The sequence below is a fragment of the Pseudomonas sp. R19M genome, from assembly GCF_050312585.1.
Taxonomy (GTDB): domain Bacteria; phylum Pseudomonadota; class Gammaproteobacteria; order Pseudomonadales; family Pseudomonadaceae; genus Aquipseudomonas; species Aquipseudomonas palleroniana.
The window spans coordinates 295,681-312,747 of the sequence record NZ_JBNPJV010000092.1; the positions used below are offsets into that span (position 1 = coordinate 295,681).

A 17,067-nucleotide genomic window follows, 5' to 3' on the forward strand; every position below is an offset into this window, starting at 1 on the left:
CAAACACGTCGAGCACAATAAAAACGGCACTGCGCTCACCTGGAATCCCTGCCCATTAAACCTATGCGTCTTTCAATAAAGTGCGGTGTCACTGTGCGCGCTCATTATTTCGGGGAAATAAGAACATGATCAGAAAGTGCAGCCTGTTGACGCTGGCGATAGGCGTCGGCATCAGCCAACTCAGCTTTGCCGATTCGGTGACCGACCAGGCAGAGTCCAAGGGCTTTATAGAAGGCAGCAGCCTTACGGGGCTGCTGCGCAACTATTACTTTGACCGCGACCGCCAGAGCGGCAAGGCTGACAACCGCGACTGGACCCAAGGCGCGATGCTCAACTACGCCTCAGGCTTTACCCAGGGCACTATCGGTTTTGGCGTGGATGCCTATGCCTACGGCGCGATGAAGCTCGACGCCACGCACGCCGATGCGGGCACCGGCGAATTGCCGACCGACCGGCATGGCGACCCTGAAAATGGCTACGGTTCAGTGGGCGCAGACGTGAAGATCAAGGTCTCCAAGACCCAGTTGAAATTCGGTGACATGCAGCCCACCGCCCCGGTCTTCGCCACCGGCGGCACACGTATTTTGCCGCAGACCGCGACCGGGTTTGACCTGACCAGCAGCGAGATCGCCGGGCTGGACCTGGAGGCCGGGCACTTCACCAGCACCAACAGCGGCATGACCAGCAACCATGACCACGATATCTACGCCACTTACGCCAACGTGGCGGCCAACAGCGCAAGCTTCGTCGGTGGCAAGTACACCTTCACGCCGTCGTTGAGCGCCACGCTGTATGCCGGTGAACTGGAAGATATCTGGCGCCAGTACTACACCAACCTCAACTATGTGATCCCGTTGAGCCACGACCAGTCGCTGGCACTGGATGGCAACCTGTATCGCACCCTCGACACCGGCAGTGCCAAGGCCGGGGCGATCAACAACACGACGTACTCGGTCGCTGCGGCCTACTCGTTCCTGGCGGCGCATACCCTGACGTTGTCGTACCAGAAAGTACATGGCGACACGCCGTTCGACTACATCGGCACGGGCAACAACGGCGCGGGTGAAGGTGGCGATTCGGTGCTGCTGGCCAACTCGATCCAGTGGGGCGATTTCAACGGTCCGGGCGAGCAGTCCTGGGGCATCCGCTATGACCTGAACATGGCCAGTTTCGGCGTCCCCGGCCTGAGTTTCATGACCCGCTACGTCAACGGTTCGGACATCAATGGCACGCACACACCGGCCAACAGTGCCTATGCCGGCGACTACGGTGCCGAGGGAGACCACCACGAGACCGATGTGGAGGCCAAGTACGTGCTACAGAGCGGCCCGGCGAAAAACCTGTCGTTTCGCCTGCGTGACGCGATGGTGTCATCCAACGCCGATCAGGGCGATGGCAAGTTGAATGAACTGCGGGTGATCGTCGACTACCCGTTCACCCTGCTGTAACCAGGCCCTGCACCGGCCACCCCAGCGGGCGGCCGGTGCACGCACACTACCCTACCCAGCCGACGGCGGTTTTAGGGATCACCTCGGACTCGTCCAGTTTCGAGGCAAACATGCTCACCGCACGGACCGCGTCACCGGTACTGGTGCGTATCTGCAAAATCACCGAACCGGCCTGGTCGGCCAGGTTGACGCCACGCTGCGCGCCTTCCTGGGTCGCATTCATGCTGGACACCGCATCGCGGGTTTCCGAGAGGATCATGCCGATCATCTCGGCAATTTCCGCGGTGGAGCGGCTGGTGCGCCCGGCCAATTGCCTGACCTCGTCGGCCACCACGGCAAAGCCGCGCCCCTGATCGCCTGCGCGTGCCGCCTCGATGGCGGCGTTAAGCGCCAACAGGTTGGTCTGGTCGGCAATACCGCGGATGGTATTGACGATCGCGGTGATTTGCTCGGAACGATCGCCCAACTGCCCGACCAGCCGTGCCGAAGCGCCGATGTTATCGGCGATGCGGCGCATTTCAGCGGCAGTCTCTTGAATCACATCGGTGCCATGCTCGGCAAAACGCTCGGTCTCGGATGAAATATGGTAGGCCCGGGATGCCCCGCGAGAGTCTTCCTCGAACTTCTCCACGCGCTCGGTGATGTCACTGGCGAACTTGACGATTTTGATCAACTTGCCGTCGCCGTCGTACACCGGGTTGTAGCTGGCTTCCAACCACACCACACGCCCACCTCGACCGATGCGCTTGAACTGCCCGGTGAAGAATTCGCCGTTGTTAAGACGGCGCCAAAAGTCGCTGTATTCACCGCTGTTGACCAGTGCCGGTTCGCAGAACATACGGTGGTGCTTGCCTTTGAGTTCCGGCAGTGAGTAACCCATGACCTGTTGGAAGTTGTCATTGGCGTCGAGCACCACACCATTCAAATCAAACTCGATCACCGCCATTGCACGGTCCAGGGCCGCCGTTTTGCTGCGGGTGGCGGCTTCCTGCTCGACTTTTTGCGTCACGTTCAGCGCGTACTTGACCACTTTCAACACTTGCCCCTGTGCATCCGGCACCGGGTTGTAACTGGCCTCCAGCCACACGGTTTTACCGTGGGAATCCAAACGTTTGAAGGTGCCCGATACAAACTTGCCGGCCTTGAGCTCATTCCAGAACGCCGCGTAGGCGGGACTGCCGGTCAATTCAGACGGGCAAAAGTCACGGTGGGACTTGCCGACCAACTGATCGGCGGTGTACCCCATGGTCTTCTGGAAGTTCTCATTGCTGCGCAATACCTTGCCGGTCAGGTCGAATTCGACCACCGCCATGGAGCGTTCGAGTGCGGCGATCAATCCCTTGTATTGCGTAATTTCGGCCGTCCTGGCCGCCAGTTCTGCTTTAAGCGCTTTATTGAACATGACGTACCCTCACTCGAGCGTTTTCACTGATGCTTGAGTCTAGTATCGGCAGAAAAATAGTGACTTGAGGCGCAAAAAATAATTATTAATTGACGCCAAGTAATTGATCATAAATGCCACAGAAGTGACCGGCGCGGTGCCAGTGTTTAGACTGGCTGCCCTTTACTCGACCCGAGCCCATCATGGCCAACCACGATCTGAGCTTTACCCCCGATCCCGACGCCGATTCGATCTCTTCCGACGTTATCGGCTTCAACGGCATCCTGGTTTCCACGCAAATTCCAACCCGCGCCGACGGCAGCCTGGAACTGGGTGATATCAGCCTGCAAAGCGAATGCACCCTGCAGGCGTTGAAAGTCGCCCTGGAAAAAGCCGGCAGCTCCATGGACCGCGTGATGCACCTGACCATTTATCTGACCGATATGGCCGACCGCGCCGCATTCAACGAGGTCTACAAACGCTTTTTCGCCAAGCCCTGGCCCGTGCGCGCAGCGGTTGGCGTTGCCGCCCTGGCCGTTGAAGGCATGCGCGTCGAAGTCACCGCGATGGCCGCCAAAGCCTGAACAGCCCCCTCCCACAAATTGTGTGCAGGCAAGCCAACCCCCACTCGATCTGTGCCGCATGGGTGACCTGCATTGTTAAGCGCTGGCGCCCTGCACACCGCATAACCCTGTGGGAGGGGGCTTGCTCCCGATAGCGGGGCATCAGTCACAAATAAGCTGACTGACAGGCCGCCATCGGGAGCAAGCCCCCTCCCACAAGGATTGAGCGGTTTGCACACCGGCCCTATGGTAGGTGCCCGCCCAGCGTTTCACGGCTACAATGCGCGCCTCAACCGTGACAAGCCTGACTAAAAAAACTATGTCCTTGCCCAAGCATCACCTGGAATTGCTCAGCCCTGCCCGCGATGTCGCCATTGCGCGCGAGGCGATCCTGCATGGCGCCGATGCCGTCTATATCGGCGGCCCAAGCTTCGGCGCACGCCATAACGCCTGCAATGAAGTGAGCGATATCGCTCAACTGGTCGAATTCGCCCGGCGTTATCACGCCCGTGTGTTCACCACCATCAACACCATCCTGCATGACAACGAGCTGGAACCGGCGCGCCGGCTGATCCATCAGCTGTACGACGCCGGCGTCGATGCCCTGATCGTGCAAGACCTGGGCGTGATGGAGCTGGATATTCCGCCCATCGAACTGCACGCCAGTACCCAGACCGACATCCGCACCCTGGCCCGCGCCAAGTTTCTCGACCAGGCCGGTTTCTCGCAGTTGGTATTGGCCCGTGAGCTGAACCTGCAAGAGATCCGTGCAATCGCCGACGAGACCGATGCCGCCATCGAATTCTTCATCCACGGCGCCCTGTGCGTGGCATTCTCCGGGCAGTGCAACATCTCCCACGCGCAGAATGGCCGCAGCGCCAACCGTGGCGACTGCTCCCAGGCGTGCCGCCTGCCCTACACCTTGAAAGACGATCAGGGCCGCGTCGTGGCCTTTGAAAAGCACCTGCTGTCGATGAAGGACAACAACCAGAGCGCCAACCTGCGCGCCCTGGTGGAAGCCGGCGTGCGTTCGTTCAAGATCGAAGGCCGCTACAAAGACATGGGTTATGTGAAAAACATCACCGCCTACTACCGCCAGCGCCTCGATGACATCCTGGAAGACCGCCCGGACCTGGCTCGCGCGTCCAGTGGCCGCACCGCGCATTTCTTCCTGCCCGACCCGGAAAAAACCTTCCACCGGGGCAGCACCGACTACTTCGTCAGCGATCGCAAGATCGACATCGGCGCCTTCGACACCCCGACCTTCACCGGCCTGCCGGTCGGCGTGGTGGAAAAAGCCGGAAAGCGCGACCTGCAAGTGGTGACCCATGAGCCGCTGTCCAATGGTGATGGCCTCAATGTGCTGATCAAACGCGAAGTCGTCGGTTTTCGCGCCAACATCGCTGAGCCTAAAGGCGAGTTCGAAGAAGACGGTGCCAAGCGCTACCGCTACCGCGTCGAGCCGAATGAAATGCCGGCCGGCCTGCACCAGTTGCGCCCCAACCACCCACTGAACCGCAACCTGGACCATAACTGGCAACAGGCGCTGCTCAAGACCTCTGCCGAGCGCCGTATCGGCCTGTCCTGGGTGGCACGCCTGCGCGAAGACCAGCTGCAAGTCACCGCCACCAGCGAAGAAGGCCTGAGCGCCAGCGTCACCCTGCCCGGCCCGTTTGGCGTGGCCAACAAGCCGGAACAGGCGCTGGAGACCTTGCGTGACCTGCTCGGCCAACTGGGCACCACCGAGTACCACGCCACCGACATCCAGCTGGATGCACCGCAAGCGTTCTTCATCCCCAACTCACAGCTCAAGGCTTTGCGCCGCGAAGTGATCGAAGCACTGACCGCCGCTCGCGTTGCCGCTCATCCACGGGGCGGGCGCAAGGCTGAAACCTCGCCGCCGCCGGTGTACCCGGAAGCGCACCTGTCGTTCCTGGCCAACGTCTACAACCAGAAGGCCCGGGATTTCTACCACCGTCACGGCGTAAAGCTGATCGACGCGGCCTTCGAAGCTCACGAAGAAACGGGCGAAGTGCCGGTGATGATCACCAAACACTGCCTGCGTTTCTCGTTCAACCTGTGCCCTAAACAGGCCAAGGGGGTGACGGGCGTGAAGACCAAGGTGGCGCCGATGCAATTGATCCATGGCGATGAAGTGCTGACGCTCAAGTTCGACTGCAAACCCTGCGAGATGCACGTGGTGGGCAAGATCAAGGGGCATATCCTCGGCCTGCCGCAGCCTGGCAGTGTGGTCGGTTACATCAGCCCGGATGACTTGCTCAAGACCATCCCGCGCGCACCGCACTGAGTCGACCCAGAGAGGTATAAACCAGGCGTTGGACGAAACCGACGCCTGGCGCCTCAGCGGCGCTCAACCGAAATAATTGGGAAACGTGTTAGGCCCCGCGTACAGGAAGTTCGCCGACGTCAGTTTGATGCCTTTGGGAAACTTCAGCTCGACGAACGGACTGCCCGACGTGACAGGACCCAAATTCGTCGGCACCTGATCGGTGCTGAATATCACCATATAGTCACCTCGCCCCTCGTAGCGCTTGTTACCCAAAAACAACAGGGTTTCGACGTTTTCACCATTAAATTGCTGGCCCGGTGGGTTAACGTAGACCCCGCCTTTGGAGCCGGCACGCGTGGCTTCACGCGAGGCATCATTAATACTCAACTGCCGCGTAATCGCTTCTGCGCCTTCCTTATTGGTGTAATGAATGTAAACCGGCTGCCCGTTGTACGTGCCCGAATCCACTACCGACTGCCAGTTTGGATGGTTCACCAATTTCTGACTTGCCGCCGTGTTGCCGGGCGCCTGGAGGCGACCTTTCGAACTCGCATCCGTTGCCTGCGTTTTCTTTGCGCCGGGGCGTTCGCCGCCTTGAACCCCTCGCCTGGCCCAGACGCCGGTTTCATCCGGCTTGGCAATAATGCCGCTGCTCACCAGCCGGGTCGGGTCTTGAGGGTCCGGTACCCGCAGCAGATAGTGCACGTTGTCCCCGGCGTCCGGCTTGGCACCGGCAAAATATCTGGCGCCGTTGTACTCGATTTCACGCATGCCCGAGCCGGCCTTGGAGAGCGGCGTTGCGTTGAATTTGAACTGATTGACGCCCTTGGCCAGGTTCTGCGAGGTATTGGGCGCCCATTTCAATCCCTGTACACCGCCTTCCCATGCGACGCCTGGCGCACCCGGCCTGAAGGTGTAACTGGCAAAGTGGGTTGAGGGTTTCAGAAACTTCGGAATGACCGGTTTCACCAGTCGGATGCCACTCGTTACAACTTCGGTGACGACTTTTTCGACCGGCAGCAAAAAGGACAGAATATCTATCCATATCTGCGCGAGCCCTTCTATGGGGCGCCCGGCACTGATTGCTTCGATTCCGTGCCAGAGAGGCACAAAACCTTTCAGCACTTCGCGACGTTTTTCCCTCTCTTGCTTGAATGCCTGATAGTTTTTCCGGTCATCTTTCTCGGCGTCAGTAACGCGTTCCGGGTCCTCTTGTGCGCTGTGCAGCAAGTCCAGATCGCTCAGGTAAAACAACTTCTCGCCGACTAGCGTCGATAGCTGCTTGTTGCGCTCCAGGAACAGCGCCTGCGGGTTGGACTGAGTGGTCGCACCTGCAGCCGGTGCCGGCAATTCCCCCAGGGGCTCCAGCGCGTAAAGCTGCGCTGAAAAAGACGTGTTGTCCGGCTGCACACCGGGCTGCTTATCCACTTTGGCCTGGTACTGACTGCCTTGAATATTCGGCTTTTGCCACGCCGTGAACGTCTCGGAGTAACCACCGTCGGGCAAGCGTTTTTTTCCGATCACGCTGCTGCCTTGGAAGACACCGATATAGTCATCCCGTTTAACCACCGTCCCCTGTTCAGGGTTGACCTCATACACGGTGGTCTTGCCCTGATGGACAGCCTTGAGCAAGAACGTGCGGCGCTCCAGCTTGCCGTCCGTTCCCGATGACTTCATTGCATACACACCGACGTCGCCCTGGGCGATAGCAATCTGGTCCGGCACGGGCAAGGTCGAGAACACCTCCTGGAGGATCGTGGCGTAGGCGGTTTTCTTGTTCGCCAGATCCGTTTTGAAGTCCTCACCGAACCGTTTGTCGTCGTAGAGCGCCACCGGGTAGGTTTTGTTGTCCGGGTCGGCATGGCCCTTGATCGGGGACACCTGCTGTGTGCCGATGAAATAGTCCTTGCGCATTGGCATGGGCGTGGAAAGACTGTTGACGGCGTCCGCTATTTCTTCGAGGTGTTTGTCCAGTGCGGCAACAGCTTTTTGAATATCCGCCTGTGAATATTCGGTTTTGCGCTCAAGGATGCCATTCGCCACCGCCCATTCCAGCGCAGGACCTACGCGGGCCGCAGCAATGAAAAGCGCCTGCTCGGGGGTCACCGCCGTGGCACTCATTTTCCCTGGCAAAGCGATCAGCTCTTGCTGGGTCATGCGCTTGGATGAGCCAGGCTCGATGCCTTCAGCCAGATTGACGCCATGCTGAAAACTCACCCAGCTGGCCGAGTTTTTGCTCAGGCCCGACGGCGCCGCCGCCAACTCACGCTTCACCGCCGCAGGGGCATCAAGCGCACGCTTGTGACGGACGTTGCCGGGTTCTGTTGCGGCTTGAACGTTTCCTGCCAGGTAGTCAGGGGTTGGAAAGGTAAAAAGAGTGGTTTTCATCGTTCGCCATTGGGGTGGGGAATTTGCTCCAGGCTGCGGTAGACCCGCAACCTGGCATCCGTACACCCTGTGTGGCGCCTGCGTAGGAATCTGTTCCATCTAAGGCGCAGGGATCACGCCTTTTCAATTCGGCCAGGGGCTTTCAGGGGCCACCACCAACCCCGCTGCAACCCTGCCGCCGCCAGCAGAATCGCCGCCACGCCCAGCCATTGCAGCCATCCCAGGCGATGTCCGAACGCAATCCAATCCACGAAAATGGCTGCAATCGGGTAGATAAACGACAGCGCGCCGGTGATCGCCGTCGGCAGTTTCTGGATCGCGCCGTAGAGCAATACATACATCAAGCCGGTATGCACCACGCCAAGGGTGGCCAAGGCCGCCCATGCGTTGCCCGCCGCCGGCAAGCTGTTCCAGGGCACCAATGGCGCCAGCAACAAGGCACCGGTGATGACCTGGATCAAGGCCATCAAGTGCGGTGGCACGGCTTTCAGGCGTTTGATGATCAGCGCCGCCACCGCGTACAAAAACGCCGCGCCCAGGGCCAGGGCGATGCCCGTCAAGTAATCACCGCCGCCGCTCTGTTGCGCGCCATGGGCGGTGACAATCGCCAGCATGCCGAGGAACGCCACACTCAACCACGCCAGTTTCTGCACGGTGATCTTTTCCCCGAGAAACACCGCCGCCAACATCACCAGCATGAACGGCTGGACGTTGTACACCGCCGTACTGATGGCGATGGACGCGCGGGAATAGGACTCGAACAGCAGCAGCCAGTTGCCGACGATGGCCACCCCGCTGAGCATGGCCAGCCCCAGCTTGGCCCAGGTGAGCAAGTCCAGGCGCAAATAGCCCAGTAGCGCACACACCAGCAGCAGCGTCAGCCCCCCGATCACACCGCGCCAGAACACCACTTCGATGACCGACACGCCAGACACCAGCACAAACCAGCCAATGGTGCCGGAGATCAGCATGGCGGCGACCATTTCCCATGACCCGCGACGGATGGATGTATCCATGATTGAGGCTCCTCAAGTGAGGCTCAATTATGGCAATCTGCTTGGCAGTGGCTCCAGCGACTAAAAAAGGCAAAATCCAAAAATCACCTTTTCTTATTAGGCGAACTTCATGATTGACACCATCGACCAGCAACTGATCGCCGCCTTGATGGATGACTCGCGGCTGTCGCTCAAGGCTCTGGCGGGCATCACCGGGTTGTCCTCGCCCAGCGTCGGCGAGCGTCTGCGCCGCCTGGAGGAGCGCGGCGTGCTGACTCACTACACGGTCGACATCGACCCCCGGCATTTCGGCTACCTGCTGCAAGCCATCGTGCGCATCCGCCCGTTACCCGGCAAATTGCAGGAAGTGGAACGTCAGATCCAGGCGATCCCGGAGTTCACCGAATGCGACAAGGTCACCGGTGATGACTGCTTTATTGCGCGCTTGCATGTGCGCACCATGGAACAGCTCGACACCCTGCTCGACCGGCTCAACACCTACGCCGAAACCAATACCGCCATCGTCAAGAAAACCCCGGTCAAACGGCGCTTGCCGCCCTTGGCTGACTGACGGCGTGCAGCCCCTTGGCGGCGGCCAGCAAGCCTTGAAACTGGCGATAACGTGCGTTTAACCGCGGCTGCTGCGTGAGGTCCGGCCAGTACCGCGCCTTGACCGGCATGCCGGTTTCCAACAGCCTGTCGCCCTGCCCGATCGCCAGGAACCCCAGCTTCGCCGCACCGATACAGGCGCTTAACTCGCTGCCGCGCAGCGTGAAAACTTCCCGCTGCAGAATATTGGCCAGCAGCTGTGCCCAGTATTCACTGCGCGCCCCGCCACCAACCAAGGCAAAGCGCTCGACGTGGGCACCGGCCGATTGCACCGCGTGCCACGCATCCAGCAAACCGAAACCCACGCCCTCCAGCACCGCATAACCGAGCATGGCCGCCGTGCAATCATGGCCCAGGCCCATAAAACCGCCGCGCAGCAGCGGGTCATTGTGGGGGGTGCGCTCGCCGGCCAGATACGGCAGGAACAGCGGCATCTCCGGGGGCACGGGCTGCTCGTTCGGCCATTGCGCCTGGATCTGATCCAGCAAGGCCTGTTCGTCCGGCATGCCGGTCAGCCGCGTGACCCAGCGCAGGCAACTCGCCCCGGCCAGCATGGCGCCCATGGTGTACCAGCGGTGCGGCAATGCATGGCAGAAACTGTGCACCGCACTGCCCGGGTTACCGGCAGCATGATCAGTGATGGCGACGACCGCCGCGCTGGTGCCCAGGGTGATGAAACCATCGCCGGCGTTGATGGCACTCATGCCCACTGCAGCCACCGGGTTGTCGCCTCCGCCGCCGGCGATCACCACGCCAGGCGCCAGCCCCAGGTCGCCGGCCGTCAACACGGCACTGGCGGCACCGCCTTCGACCAGCCGGGGCAGTTGGCGCGGCACCAGGCCGGTGGCGCGTACCATCGGGGTAAACCACTCACGCTGCGCCACGTCCAGCCACAGCGTACCGGCGGCATCGGACATCTCGCTGATGCGCTCGCCGCTCAAGCGCAACCGCAGGTAATCCTTGGGCGACAGCACGCAATCAATCGCGGCGAAGACGTCAGGCTCATGCTGTTGCAGCCACAGCAGCTTGGGGGCGGTCAGCCCGGCCATGGGCAAGCTGCCGGTCACTTCGGCGAACTCGCTGCCCAGTTGTTCGGCCTCGGCCACCGCCCGCGAGTCATCCCACAGGATGGCCGGGTACAACACGCGGTTATCCTTGCCCAGCAACACCGCACCGTGCATTTGCCCCGACAAGCCGATACAGGCGACACGGGCGAAGGCTTCATGGGCACGCAATTGCTCCAGCGCCTGCACGCAAGCCAGCCACCAATCCTGCGGCGCCTGTTCGGACCAGCCATTGTGGCGCCGCGACACGCTCAAGCGCACCCCGGCGTGGGCCAGCACGACGCCGTCGATGTCCATCAGGATCGCCTTGAGTTCCGAGGTGCCGAGGTCTATGCCGAGGGAAACAGGACTGCTCATACGGGGGTTATTCCAATCCAATACAGCCACATGAATGGCGAAGTCGCAGGGTGGGCGGCAGGCGCACGCTCTGGGTCGGCGCGTCGGGCCTGGCCATGCGTTGCAGCAGCAGATCGACCGCCCGTGCGCCCAGGGCCTGCACCGGCTGGGCAATCAAAGTCAGGCGCGGCACAAAAAAATCCGCCCAGTCAAAATCATCGAAACCCACCAGGGCCATCTGCCCCGGCACCGCTATGTGTGCGTCACGCAACGCGTGCATGGCACCCAGGGTCATCAGGTTATTGCCGGCCATGATCGCCGTAGGTGGCGCCGCCAGGCCGAGCAACTGCGCGGTGGCCTGGCGTGCCGGCTGCGTATTCGAGCCGCCATTGACCAGCAGCTGCGCATCAAACGCCAACCCCGCCGCCTGCAACGCGGCGCGATAACCCGCCACCCGCTCATCCGTGGTACTGAAGCCCTCGCGTCCGGCAATGAAGCCGATGCGGCGGTGGCCATGGGCGATCAGATGAGCGATCAGGGCCTGAGTCGGCTGGGCGTTGTCCACCCCGACCTGGTCAAACTGCTCGCTCATCATGCGGTCCACCAGCACTGTGGGGATCTGGTTGGCGTGCAGGTAGTCCAGCGCTTTGGAGCCATTCGAGGGGGCCAGCACCATCCCGTCAACCCGCCGATGATGCAGCGCCGTGACCACGCGCAACTCTTGCTCGGGGTCATCGTGGGTATCGACGAACAGCATCATGTAACCGTGCTTGGCACACTCGGTTTCGATGGCGTGCACGGTTTCGCTGAAATAGTGGTTGGACAGCGCCGAGATCGCCACGCCAATCGTGCTGGTGCTGGAGCGGGCCAGCGAGCGCGCCAGGGTGTTGGGGATATACCCCAGCTCCTCAATGGCGCGCTGTACCGCCTGCACCGTCACCGGGCTGACCTTGCGCGTGCCGTTCAATACGTGGGAGACGGTGGAGGTCGACACCCCCGCCCGGCTTGCCACGTCATCCATGGTGACCACGGCGCTTGCCCCTTGCTCAGTGGATCAATGTTTGCTCGACCAGCCGCTGTACGTACCAACGTTGTCGCGGGTGATCAGTTTCGGCGTCAGCAGGGTCACCGCTTCGGCCGGGGCCTTGTCATTGAGAATGTCGTTGCCCACATTCACCGCCGTCTGGGCCATGGCCCATGGGTCCTGGCTGGCGGATGCCTGGATCTGCGTGTCGGTCTTCAGCGCGTTCTCGATATCCGGCGCGCCGTCCACCGAGGTAATGATCATGCCGCTGCGTTTCAGTTGCTTGGCCGCCAGGTCGCTGCCGATGGCTTGCGGGTCGTTGATCGCGAACAGCCCATCGATTTTCGGGAAGCGCGTCAGGTAACCCTGCATTACGTTCAAGCCGCCTTCGCGCGAGCCTTTACCGTCCTGGTCGTCCGAGAGCACCTTGATCCCCGGCGCTGCGGCGAATGCCGCCTTGCAGCCTTTGACGCGATCGGTCACGGCGGTGACCTGCGGGCCGTTCTGGATGATCACATTGCCCTTGCCCGAGAGTTTGTCGACCAGGAACTGGCAGGCCAGCTTGCCGGCTTCGACGTTGTCGGTCTGCACCGTGGCATTCACGCCCTTGGCGTCCACATCCACCGCCACCACTACAATCCCCGCATCCCGGGCTTTCTTGATCGCCGAGGCCATGGCCGACGGGTCGACGGCGTTGAGCAGGATCAAATCGACCTTGGACGAAATGAAGTTATCGATCTGGGAAAATTGCTTGCTCAGGTCATAGTCGGCCGACACCGAGGTGACTTTGACGTTGGGGTTGAGCTCCTTGGCCCGGGCCGTGGCACCGTCGGCCAGGGTCACGAAATACGGGTTGCCCAATGAGCCCATGCTGATGCCCAGGGCCTTGAGTTCACGAGCATCGACGGCCTGGGACACCAGGGTAGCCAAGGCAATGACGGGAAACAGTCGTTTGAAGTTCATGCCGGTCTCTCTTGTGATTGTTGTTTGAATGAACTCAGGTCCGCGCACCGGACTGGCGATAGCGATCCAGCGCGACCGCACCGATGATCACGATCCCCTTGATGATGTACTGCCAGATGTCCGACACCCCCAGCAGCACCAGGCCGTTGGTGAGCACCGCGATAATCAGCGCGCCGATCAGGGTGCCGCCGATGGTGCCGACACCGCCGGTGAAACTGGTGCCGCCGAGGATCACCGCGGCGATTGCATCCAGTTCATAGGACTGGCCCAGTTGCAGGCCGTTGGCGGCGAACAGGCGTGAAGCGCTCATCACCGCACCCAGCCCGGCCAATGCGCCGGACATGGCATAGACAAAGAGCAGCACCTTCCACACCTTGATCCCCGACAGCCGCGCCGCCTCGGGGTTGCCGCCCACCGAATAGATCTGCACGCCCATCACCGTGCGGCGCAGGATGAACCACGACAACGCCACCACTGCCACGGCGATCACCACCAGCCACGGCACGCCGAGGATCGAGTCATTGCCGATAAATGCGAAGGGCAGGTCCGGGTTGAACACGGTCTTGTCGTCCGCCAGCAAACGCGCCAGGCCACGCATGGCGGTGAGCGCGCCCAGGGTGACGATAAACGGCGGCAGGCGCATGAAGGCAATCAACCCGCCATTGACCAGGCCCAGTAACAGCCCGAAGCCGATGCCCGCGGCGATCCCGAACATGCCGAACTGCGGCGACATCGACGCCTGCAGGGCGACCACGGCGGACGCCGCGAGAATCGCACCGACCGACAGGTCGATCCCCGCCGTGAGAATCACAAAGGTCATGCCCGCCGCCAGCACCACGTTGACCGAAGCCTGTTGGGTGATGATCGACAGGTTCTGCACGGTGAGGAAGTTTTCACTGGCCAGGGCAAAGCCCACCAGCAGCAGGACCAGCACCGGCAGCATGCCCACGGTGCGCATCAGTTCACGCACGCGTTCGGTTTTATTGGTTGTTGTCATCGTCAATTCAGCCATGGGCAGCCACCTGATCGCCACCAGTGGCGAGGTCAATAATACGTTCCTGGGAAATGGCATGGCCGGAAGCCCCGCCGACTTCGGCGACCAACTCGCCTTCGCGCATGATCAGCACACGGTCGCAGGTGCCGATGATTTCCGGCAGCTCGCTGGAAATCACCACGATGCCCACGCCCGCCTGCGCCAGTTGATTGATGATGCGGTAGATCTCCGACTTGGAGCCGATGTCCACGCCCCGCGTCGGTTCATCGAGGATCAGCACGTGCGGCTTGACCTCCAGCAACCGCGCCAGGAGCACCTTCTGCTGGTTGCCGCCGGACAACGCGCCGACATTGACCTTGCCCGACGCCACACGAATCGACAGCGACTTGATCGCAGCGGCAGCGCGTTGTGCCGCATGACCACGATCCAGCACGCCGCCGGCATGGGCATCCGGGACACAGGCGCAAACATTGATGTTGTCGGCCACGCTCATGTCCAGGAACAGCCCCTGAGCCTTGCGGTCCTCGGTGAGGTACACCACGCCGGCACGGATAGCGTCGGCCGGGGTGCGCAGTTGGGTGACGGTCTTGCCGACCACTTCCAGGCTGCCGCTGGTGCGCGGGTCGGCGCCGAAAATCAGGCGCGCCAGCTCGGTACGCCCGGCCCCAACCAACCCGGCAATGCCCAGCACTTCGCCAGCATGCAAATCAAAGCTGCAGCGGCGTACCCGCTTGCCATCCGCCATATCGCGCACGCGCATCACCACGTTGCCCGGGTTATACGCCGCGTGTTCCTTCTTGTAGAAACCCGAGAGGTCACGGCCCACCATCATTTTTACCAGCACCTCGGCGGACAGCGCTTCACGGGTCAATTCGCCGATATATTGGCCGTCGCGCAGTACCGAGACCCGGTCCGATAACTCGTAGATCTCCGCCATGCGGTGACTGATATAGATGATCGCCAGGCCCTGGCTGCGCAGCTGTTTGATCAGGGCAAACAGGCGGTCGGTTTCGCGGGAAGACAACGGCGTGGTCGGTTCATCCATTACCAGGATCCGCGCGTGGGCATGCAAGGCGCGGGCGATTTCCACCAGTTGACGCTCGGCAATCGACAGGCTGCTCACGAGGGTATTGGGCTTGAACTCGGCGCCCAACCGTTGCAACACCTCGACGCAGCCGGCCTGCATGCCTTTGCGGTCGATGGTCCAGCCGCGCCGGCGTTCGCGCCCCAGATAGATGTTCTCAGCCACGCTCAGGTTCGGGCACAGGCTCAGTTCCTGATAGATCACGGCGATGCCGAGGGTCTTGGCGCTGGCGGGGTCAAAGGAGGCGACGGGCTGGCCGTCGATGCGGATTTCACCGCCGGGATCGGCCTGGTAAGCGCCGGAAAGAATCTTCATCAGGGTCGACTTGCCGGCGCCGTTCTCACCCATCAGGGCATGAATTTCACCGGGATAGACCTTCAGGCCGACATTCTTGAGCACCCGCAAACCATTGAAGGTTTTGCTGATGCCCTGCATCTCAAGCAAGGGATCAAGGCTCATGGCTGAGCTCCTGGATTTATTATTTTTGTTGTCGAATGCTGCCGACTCTAGATCAGATACATTTCCTTACGCAAGCGCTTGCGTGTGCCGTTTATCGTTTGGTTAAACGTTTCAGTCAAAGCAAAAACGCGGAATCTGCGGGTTACTAGCTATTTGACGCTGCGTGACGACCCAGGCTGCAGTCACCGCGCTCATCGGCCAACTTGGCCACAAAGCCTGCGATACGGCGGCACGCCTGGGCCAGGCGTACTTCGCCGAGGGTGAACGACAAGCGCACAAAACCCTGGGCGGGCTCACCAAAGGCCGCCGCATCGAGGACCGACACGCCGGCTTCGCGAAACAGTCGCCAGGCGAAGTCCAGGGAACTGAGGCCGGTCCCCCGTATGTCCATCAGCACAAACATACCGGCTTGGGGTGCCTGCACCTGGATGCCAGGGCAGAGACTCAGCGCGGTCACCACCAAATCACGTCGGCGCCGGTAGATCTCGCGCATGCCCTGGGTCACGTCATCATGGGCCAGCACCGCCGCCGTCGCGGCTTCCATCACAAACCCCGGCACACCGTAAAGCATGCTCAGCACCAGGGTTTGTGCGTGCACCACCATCTGCGGCGCGGCGATGATCCAGCCGATGCGCCAACCGGTCATGGCGTGGGACTTGGACAAACTGCCAATCACGATGCAGCGTTCGGCCATACCCGGCAACGCGGCCAGGCTGTGGTACTGGCCGTCGAACACCAGGCTTTCATACACCTCGTCGACCACCACCCACAGGTCATGGGCCACGGCCAGGTCGGCGATGGCTTGCAGCTCCCGAGGGTCAAGTACCACGCCGGTGGGGTTGTTCGGGTTGGAGAAGAAGATCGCTCGGGTACGCGGGGTGATCGCTGCGGCGAGCGCCTGCGCGTCCAGGCGAAAGCCGGACTCCGGCAAGCACGGCACACGTACCAGGGTCGCGCCGCTGGCGTTGAGCGTGGCTTCGTAGGTGACATACATCGGGTCGAGCACCAGCACTTCATCCCCGGCCTGCAACAGGCAAAGGGAGCTGATGAACAATGCATTTTGTGCGCCGGGCACAATGATGACGTTTTCGGCGCCTACGGCGCGCCCCAGGCTGTTGCTGTAGCGCGCCGCAACCGCGTCACGCAGGGTCTGGCGGCCGGGGATCTCGGTGTAGTGGGTATCGCCCTCGCGCAGGGCGCCGACGGCGGCATCGGTAATGAAGGATGGCGTGGCGAAATCGGGGTCGCCGACGCTGAGGATAATGATGTCCTCGCCCTGGCTAGCGGCGTGAAACGCGGCGTGGTGTATGTCCCAGGCAGCGACGCCCTGCCCTGTAATTCGCTCAACGAAGGGGGAAAACCGCATGCCGGGGCCTCTCGTTCAAAAAGAAAAAAGCGTGGGTCCGTCCAAGTGCGAACGGATGGATGCGCTCAACATAGTTCAAACTCCGTAGCCGTCCAATCAATCA

At 61.4% G+C, this 17,067-nt stretch carries 12 protein-coding genes and 2 pseudogenes; 4 read left to right on the plus strand and 10 right to left on the minus strand.

The window, feature by feature from the left end; genetic code table 11:
• The first annotated feature begins 125 nt into the window (after positions 1–125).
• Complete coding sequence (locus ACQRBT_RS22720) at positions 126–1,448, plus strand: OprD family porin (RefSeq protein ID WP_060753075.1); 1,323 nt, start codon at positions 126–128, stop codon at positions 1,446–1,448.
• A gap of 46 nt (positions 1,449–1,494) precedes the next feature.
• On the opposite strand, the gene ACQRBT_RS22725 is transcribed toward ACQRBT_RS22720, so the two are convergent.
• Together ACQRBT_RS22725 and ACQRBT_RS22730 are read right to left on the minus strand one after the other, a co-directional pair.
• Complete coding sequence (locus tag ACQRBT_RS22725) at positions 1,495–2,079, minus strand: methyl-accepting chemotaxis protein (RefSeq protein ID WP_372241661.1); 585 nt, start codon at positions 2,077–2,079, stop codon at positions 1,495–1,497.
• A gap of 3 nt (positions 2,080–2,082) precedes the next feature.
• Positions 2,083–2,850: pseudogene (locus ACQRBT_RS22730) on the minus strand (PAS domain-containing protein); the annotation flags it as partial.
• Positions 2,851–3,032: 182 nt separating this feature from the next.
• Between ACQRBT_RS22730 and ACQRBT_RS22735 the strand changes: the two are divergent.
• Both ACQRBT_RS22735 and ACQRBT_RS22740 read left to right on the plus strand, forming a co-directional pair.
• Positions 3,033–3,413, plus strand: coding sequence for a RidA family protein (locus ACQRBT_RS22735; protein ID WP_060753077.1), 381 nt, complete (start codon positions 3,033–3,035; stop codon positions 3,411–3,413).
• Between the two features lie 298 nt (positions 3,414–3,711).
• Positions 3,712–5,700: a peptidase U32 family protein gene (locus tag ACQRBT_RS22740; RefSeq protein WP_060753078.1), complete on the plus strand. Its 1,989-nt coding sequence runs from the start codon at positions 3,712–3,714 to the stop codon at positions 5,698–5,700.
• Positions 5,701–5,763: 63 nt separating this feature from the next.
• Here ACQRBT_RS22740 and ACQRBT_RS22745 read toward each other — a convergent pair whose 3' ends face one another.
• Together ACQRBT_RS22745 and ACQRBT_RS22750 are read right to left on the minus strand one after the other, a co-directional pair.
• Positions 5,764–8,070 (minus strand): hypothetical protein, encoded by a 2,307-nt coding sequence (locus ACQRBT_RS22745; protein ID WP_412046039.1) that lies wholly within the window; start codon positions 8,068–8,070, stop codon positions 5,764–5,766.
• A 113-nt stretch (positions 8,071–8,183) separates the two neighbouring features.
• Complete coding sequence (locus tag ACQRBT_RS22750; protein WP_412046038.1) at positions 8,184–9,086, minus strand: DMT family transporter; 903 nt, start codon at positions 9,084–9,086, stop codon at positions 8,184–8,186.
• 109 nt (positions 9,087–9,195) lie between these two features.
• On the opposite strand from ACQRBT_RS22750, the gene ACQRBT_RS22755 reads away from it, so the two are divergent.
• Positions 9,196–9,636, plus strand: coding sequence for an Lrp/AsnC family transcriptional regulator (locus ACQRBT_RS22755; protein ID WP_060753081.1), 441 nt, complete (start codon positions 9,196–9,198; stop codon positions 9,634–9,636).
• On the opposite strand, the gene xylB is transcribed toward ACQRBT_RS22755, so the two are convergent.
• The 6 genes and pseudogenes from xylB to ACQRBT_RS22785 form a co-directional block, all read right to left on the minus strand.
• Positions 9,605–11,095, minus strand: a complete 1,491-nt coding sequence (xylB, locus tag ACQRBT_RS22760) for a xylulokinase (protein WP_412046037.1) — start codon at positions 11,093–11,095, stop codon at positions 9,605–9,607. The genes ACQRBT_RS22755 and xylB overlap by 32 nt on opposite strands.
• A 7-nt stretch (positions 11,096–11,102) precedes the next feature.
• The gene (locus tag ACQRBT_RS22765; RefSeq protein WP_412046036.1) at positions 11,103–12,104 is read right to left on the minus strand and encodes a LacI family DNA-binding transcriptional regulator; all 1,002 of its coding nucleotides are present in this window, start codon (positions 12,102–12,104) and stop codon (positions 11,103–11,105) included.
• 24 nt (positions 12,105–12,128) lie between these two features.
• Positions 12,129–13,061, minus strand: a complete 933-nt coding sequence (locus tag ACQRBT_RS22770; protein WP_412046035.1) for an ABC transporter substrate-binding protein — start codon at positions 13,059–13,061, stop codon at positions 12,129–12,131.
• Between the two features lie 34 nt (positions 13,062–13,095).
• On the minus strand, positions 13,096–14,073 hold the full coding sequence (locus ACQRBT_RS22775; RefSeq protein ID WP_161548122.1) for an ABC transporter permease subunit: 978 nt from the start codon (positions 14,071–14,073) through the stop codon (positions 13,096–13,098).
• A complete protein-coding gene (locus ACQRBT_RS22780; RefSeq protein ID WP_412046034.1) occupies positions 14,066–15,598 on the minus strand; it encodes a sugar ABC transporter ATP-binding protein in 1,533 nt (510 codons plus the stop codon). Before ACQRBT_RS22780 ends, ACQRBT_RS22775 begins: the two co-directional genes overlap by 8 nt.
• Before the next feature lie 189 nt (positions 15,599–15,787).
• Positions 15,788–16,964, minus strand: a pseudogene (locus ACQRBT_RS22785) (pyridoxal phosphate-dependent aminotransferase); the annotation flags it as partial.
• Between the last annotated feature and the right edge of the window lie 103 nt (positions 16,965–17,067).

Coding starts and splice junctions, on each gene's coding strand:
- ACQRBT_RS22720 (WP_060753075.1), top strand. CDS start 126: ATGATCAGAAAGTGCAGCCTGTTGACGCTGGCGATAGGCGTCGGCATC.
- ACQRBT_RS22735 (WP_060753077.1), top strand. CDS start 3,033: ATGGCCAACCACGATCTGAGCTTTACCCCCGATCCCGACGCCGATTCG.
- ACQRBT_RS22740 (WP_060753078.1), top strand. CDS start 3,712: ATGTCCTTGCCCAAGCATCACCTGGAATTGCTCAGCCCTGCCCGCGAT.
- ACQRBT_RS22745 (WP_412046039.1), bottom strand. CDS start 8,070: ATGAAAACCACTCTTTTTACCTTTCCAACCCCTGACTACCTGGCAGGA.
- ACQRBT_RS22750 (WP_412046038.1), bottom strand. CDS start 9,086: ATGGATACATCCATCCGTCGCGGGTCATGGGAAATGGTCGCCGCCATG.
- ACQRBT_RS22755 (WP_060753081.1), top strand. CDS start 9,196: ATGATTGACACCATCGACCAGCAACTGATCGCCGCCTTGATGGATGAC.
- xylB (WP_412046037.1), bottom strand. CDS start 11,095: ATGAGCAGTCCTGTTTCCCTCGGCATAGACCTCGGCACCTCGGAACTC.
- ACQRBT_RS22770 (WP_412046035.1), bottom strand. CDS start 13,061: ATGAACTTCAAACGACTGTTTCCCGTCATTGCCTTGGCTACCCTGGTG.
- ACQRBT_RS22775 (WP_161548122.1), bottom strand. CDS start 14,073: ATGGCTGAATTGACGATGACAACAACCAATAAAACCGAACGCGTGCGT.
- ACQRBT_RS22780 (WP_412046034.1), bottom strand. CDS start 15,598: ATGAGCCTTGATCCCTTGCTTGAGATGCAGGGCATCAGCAAAACCTTC.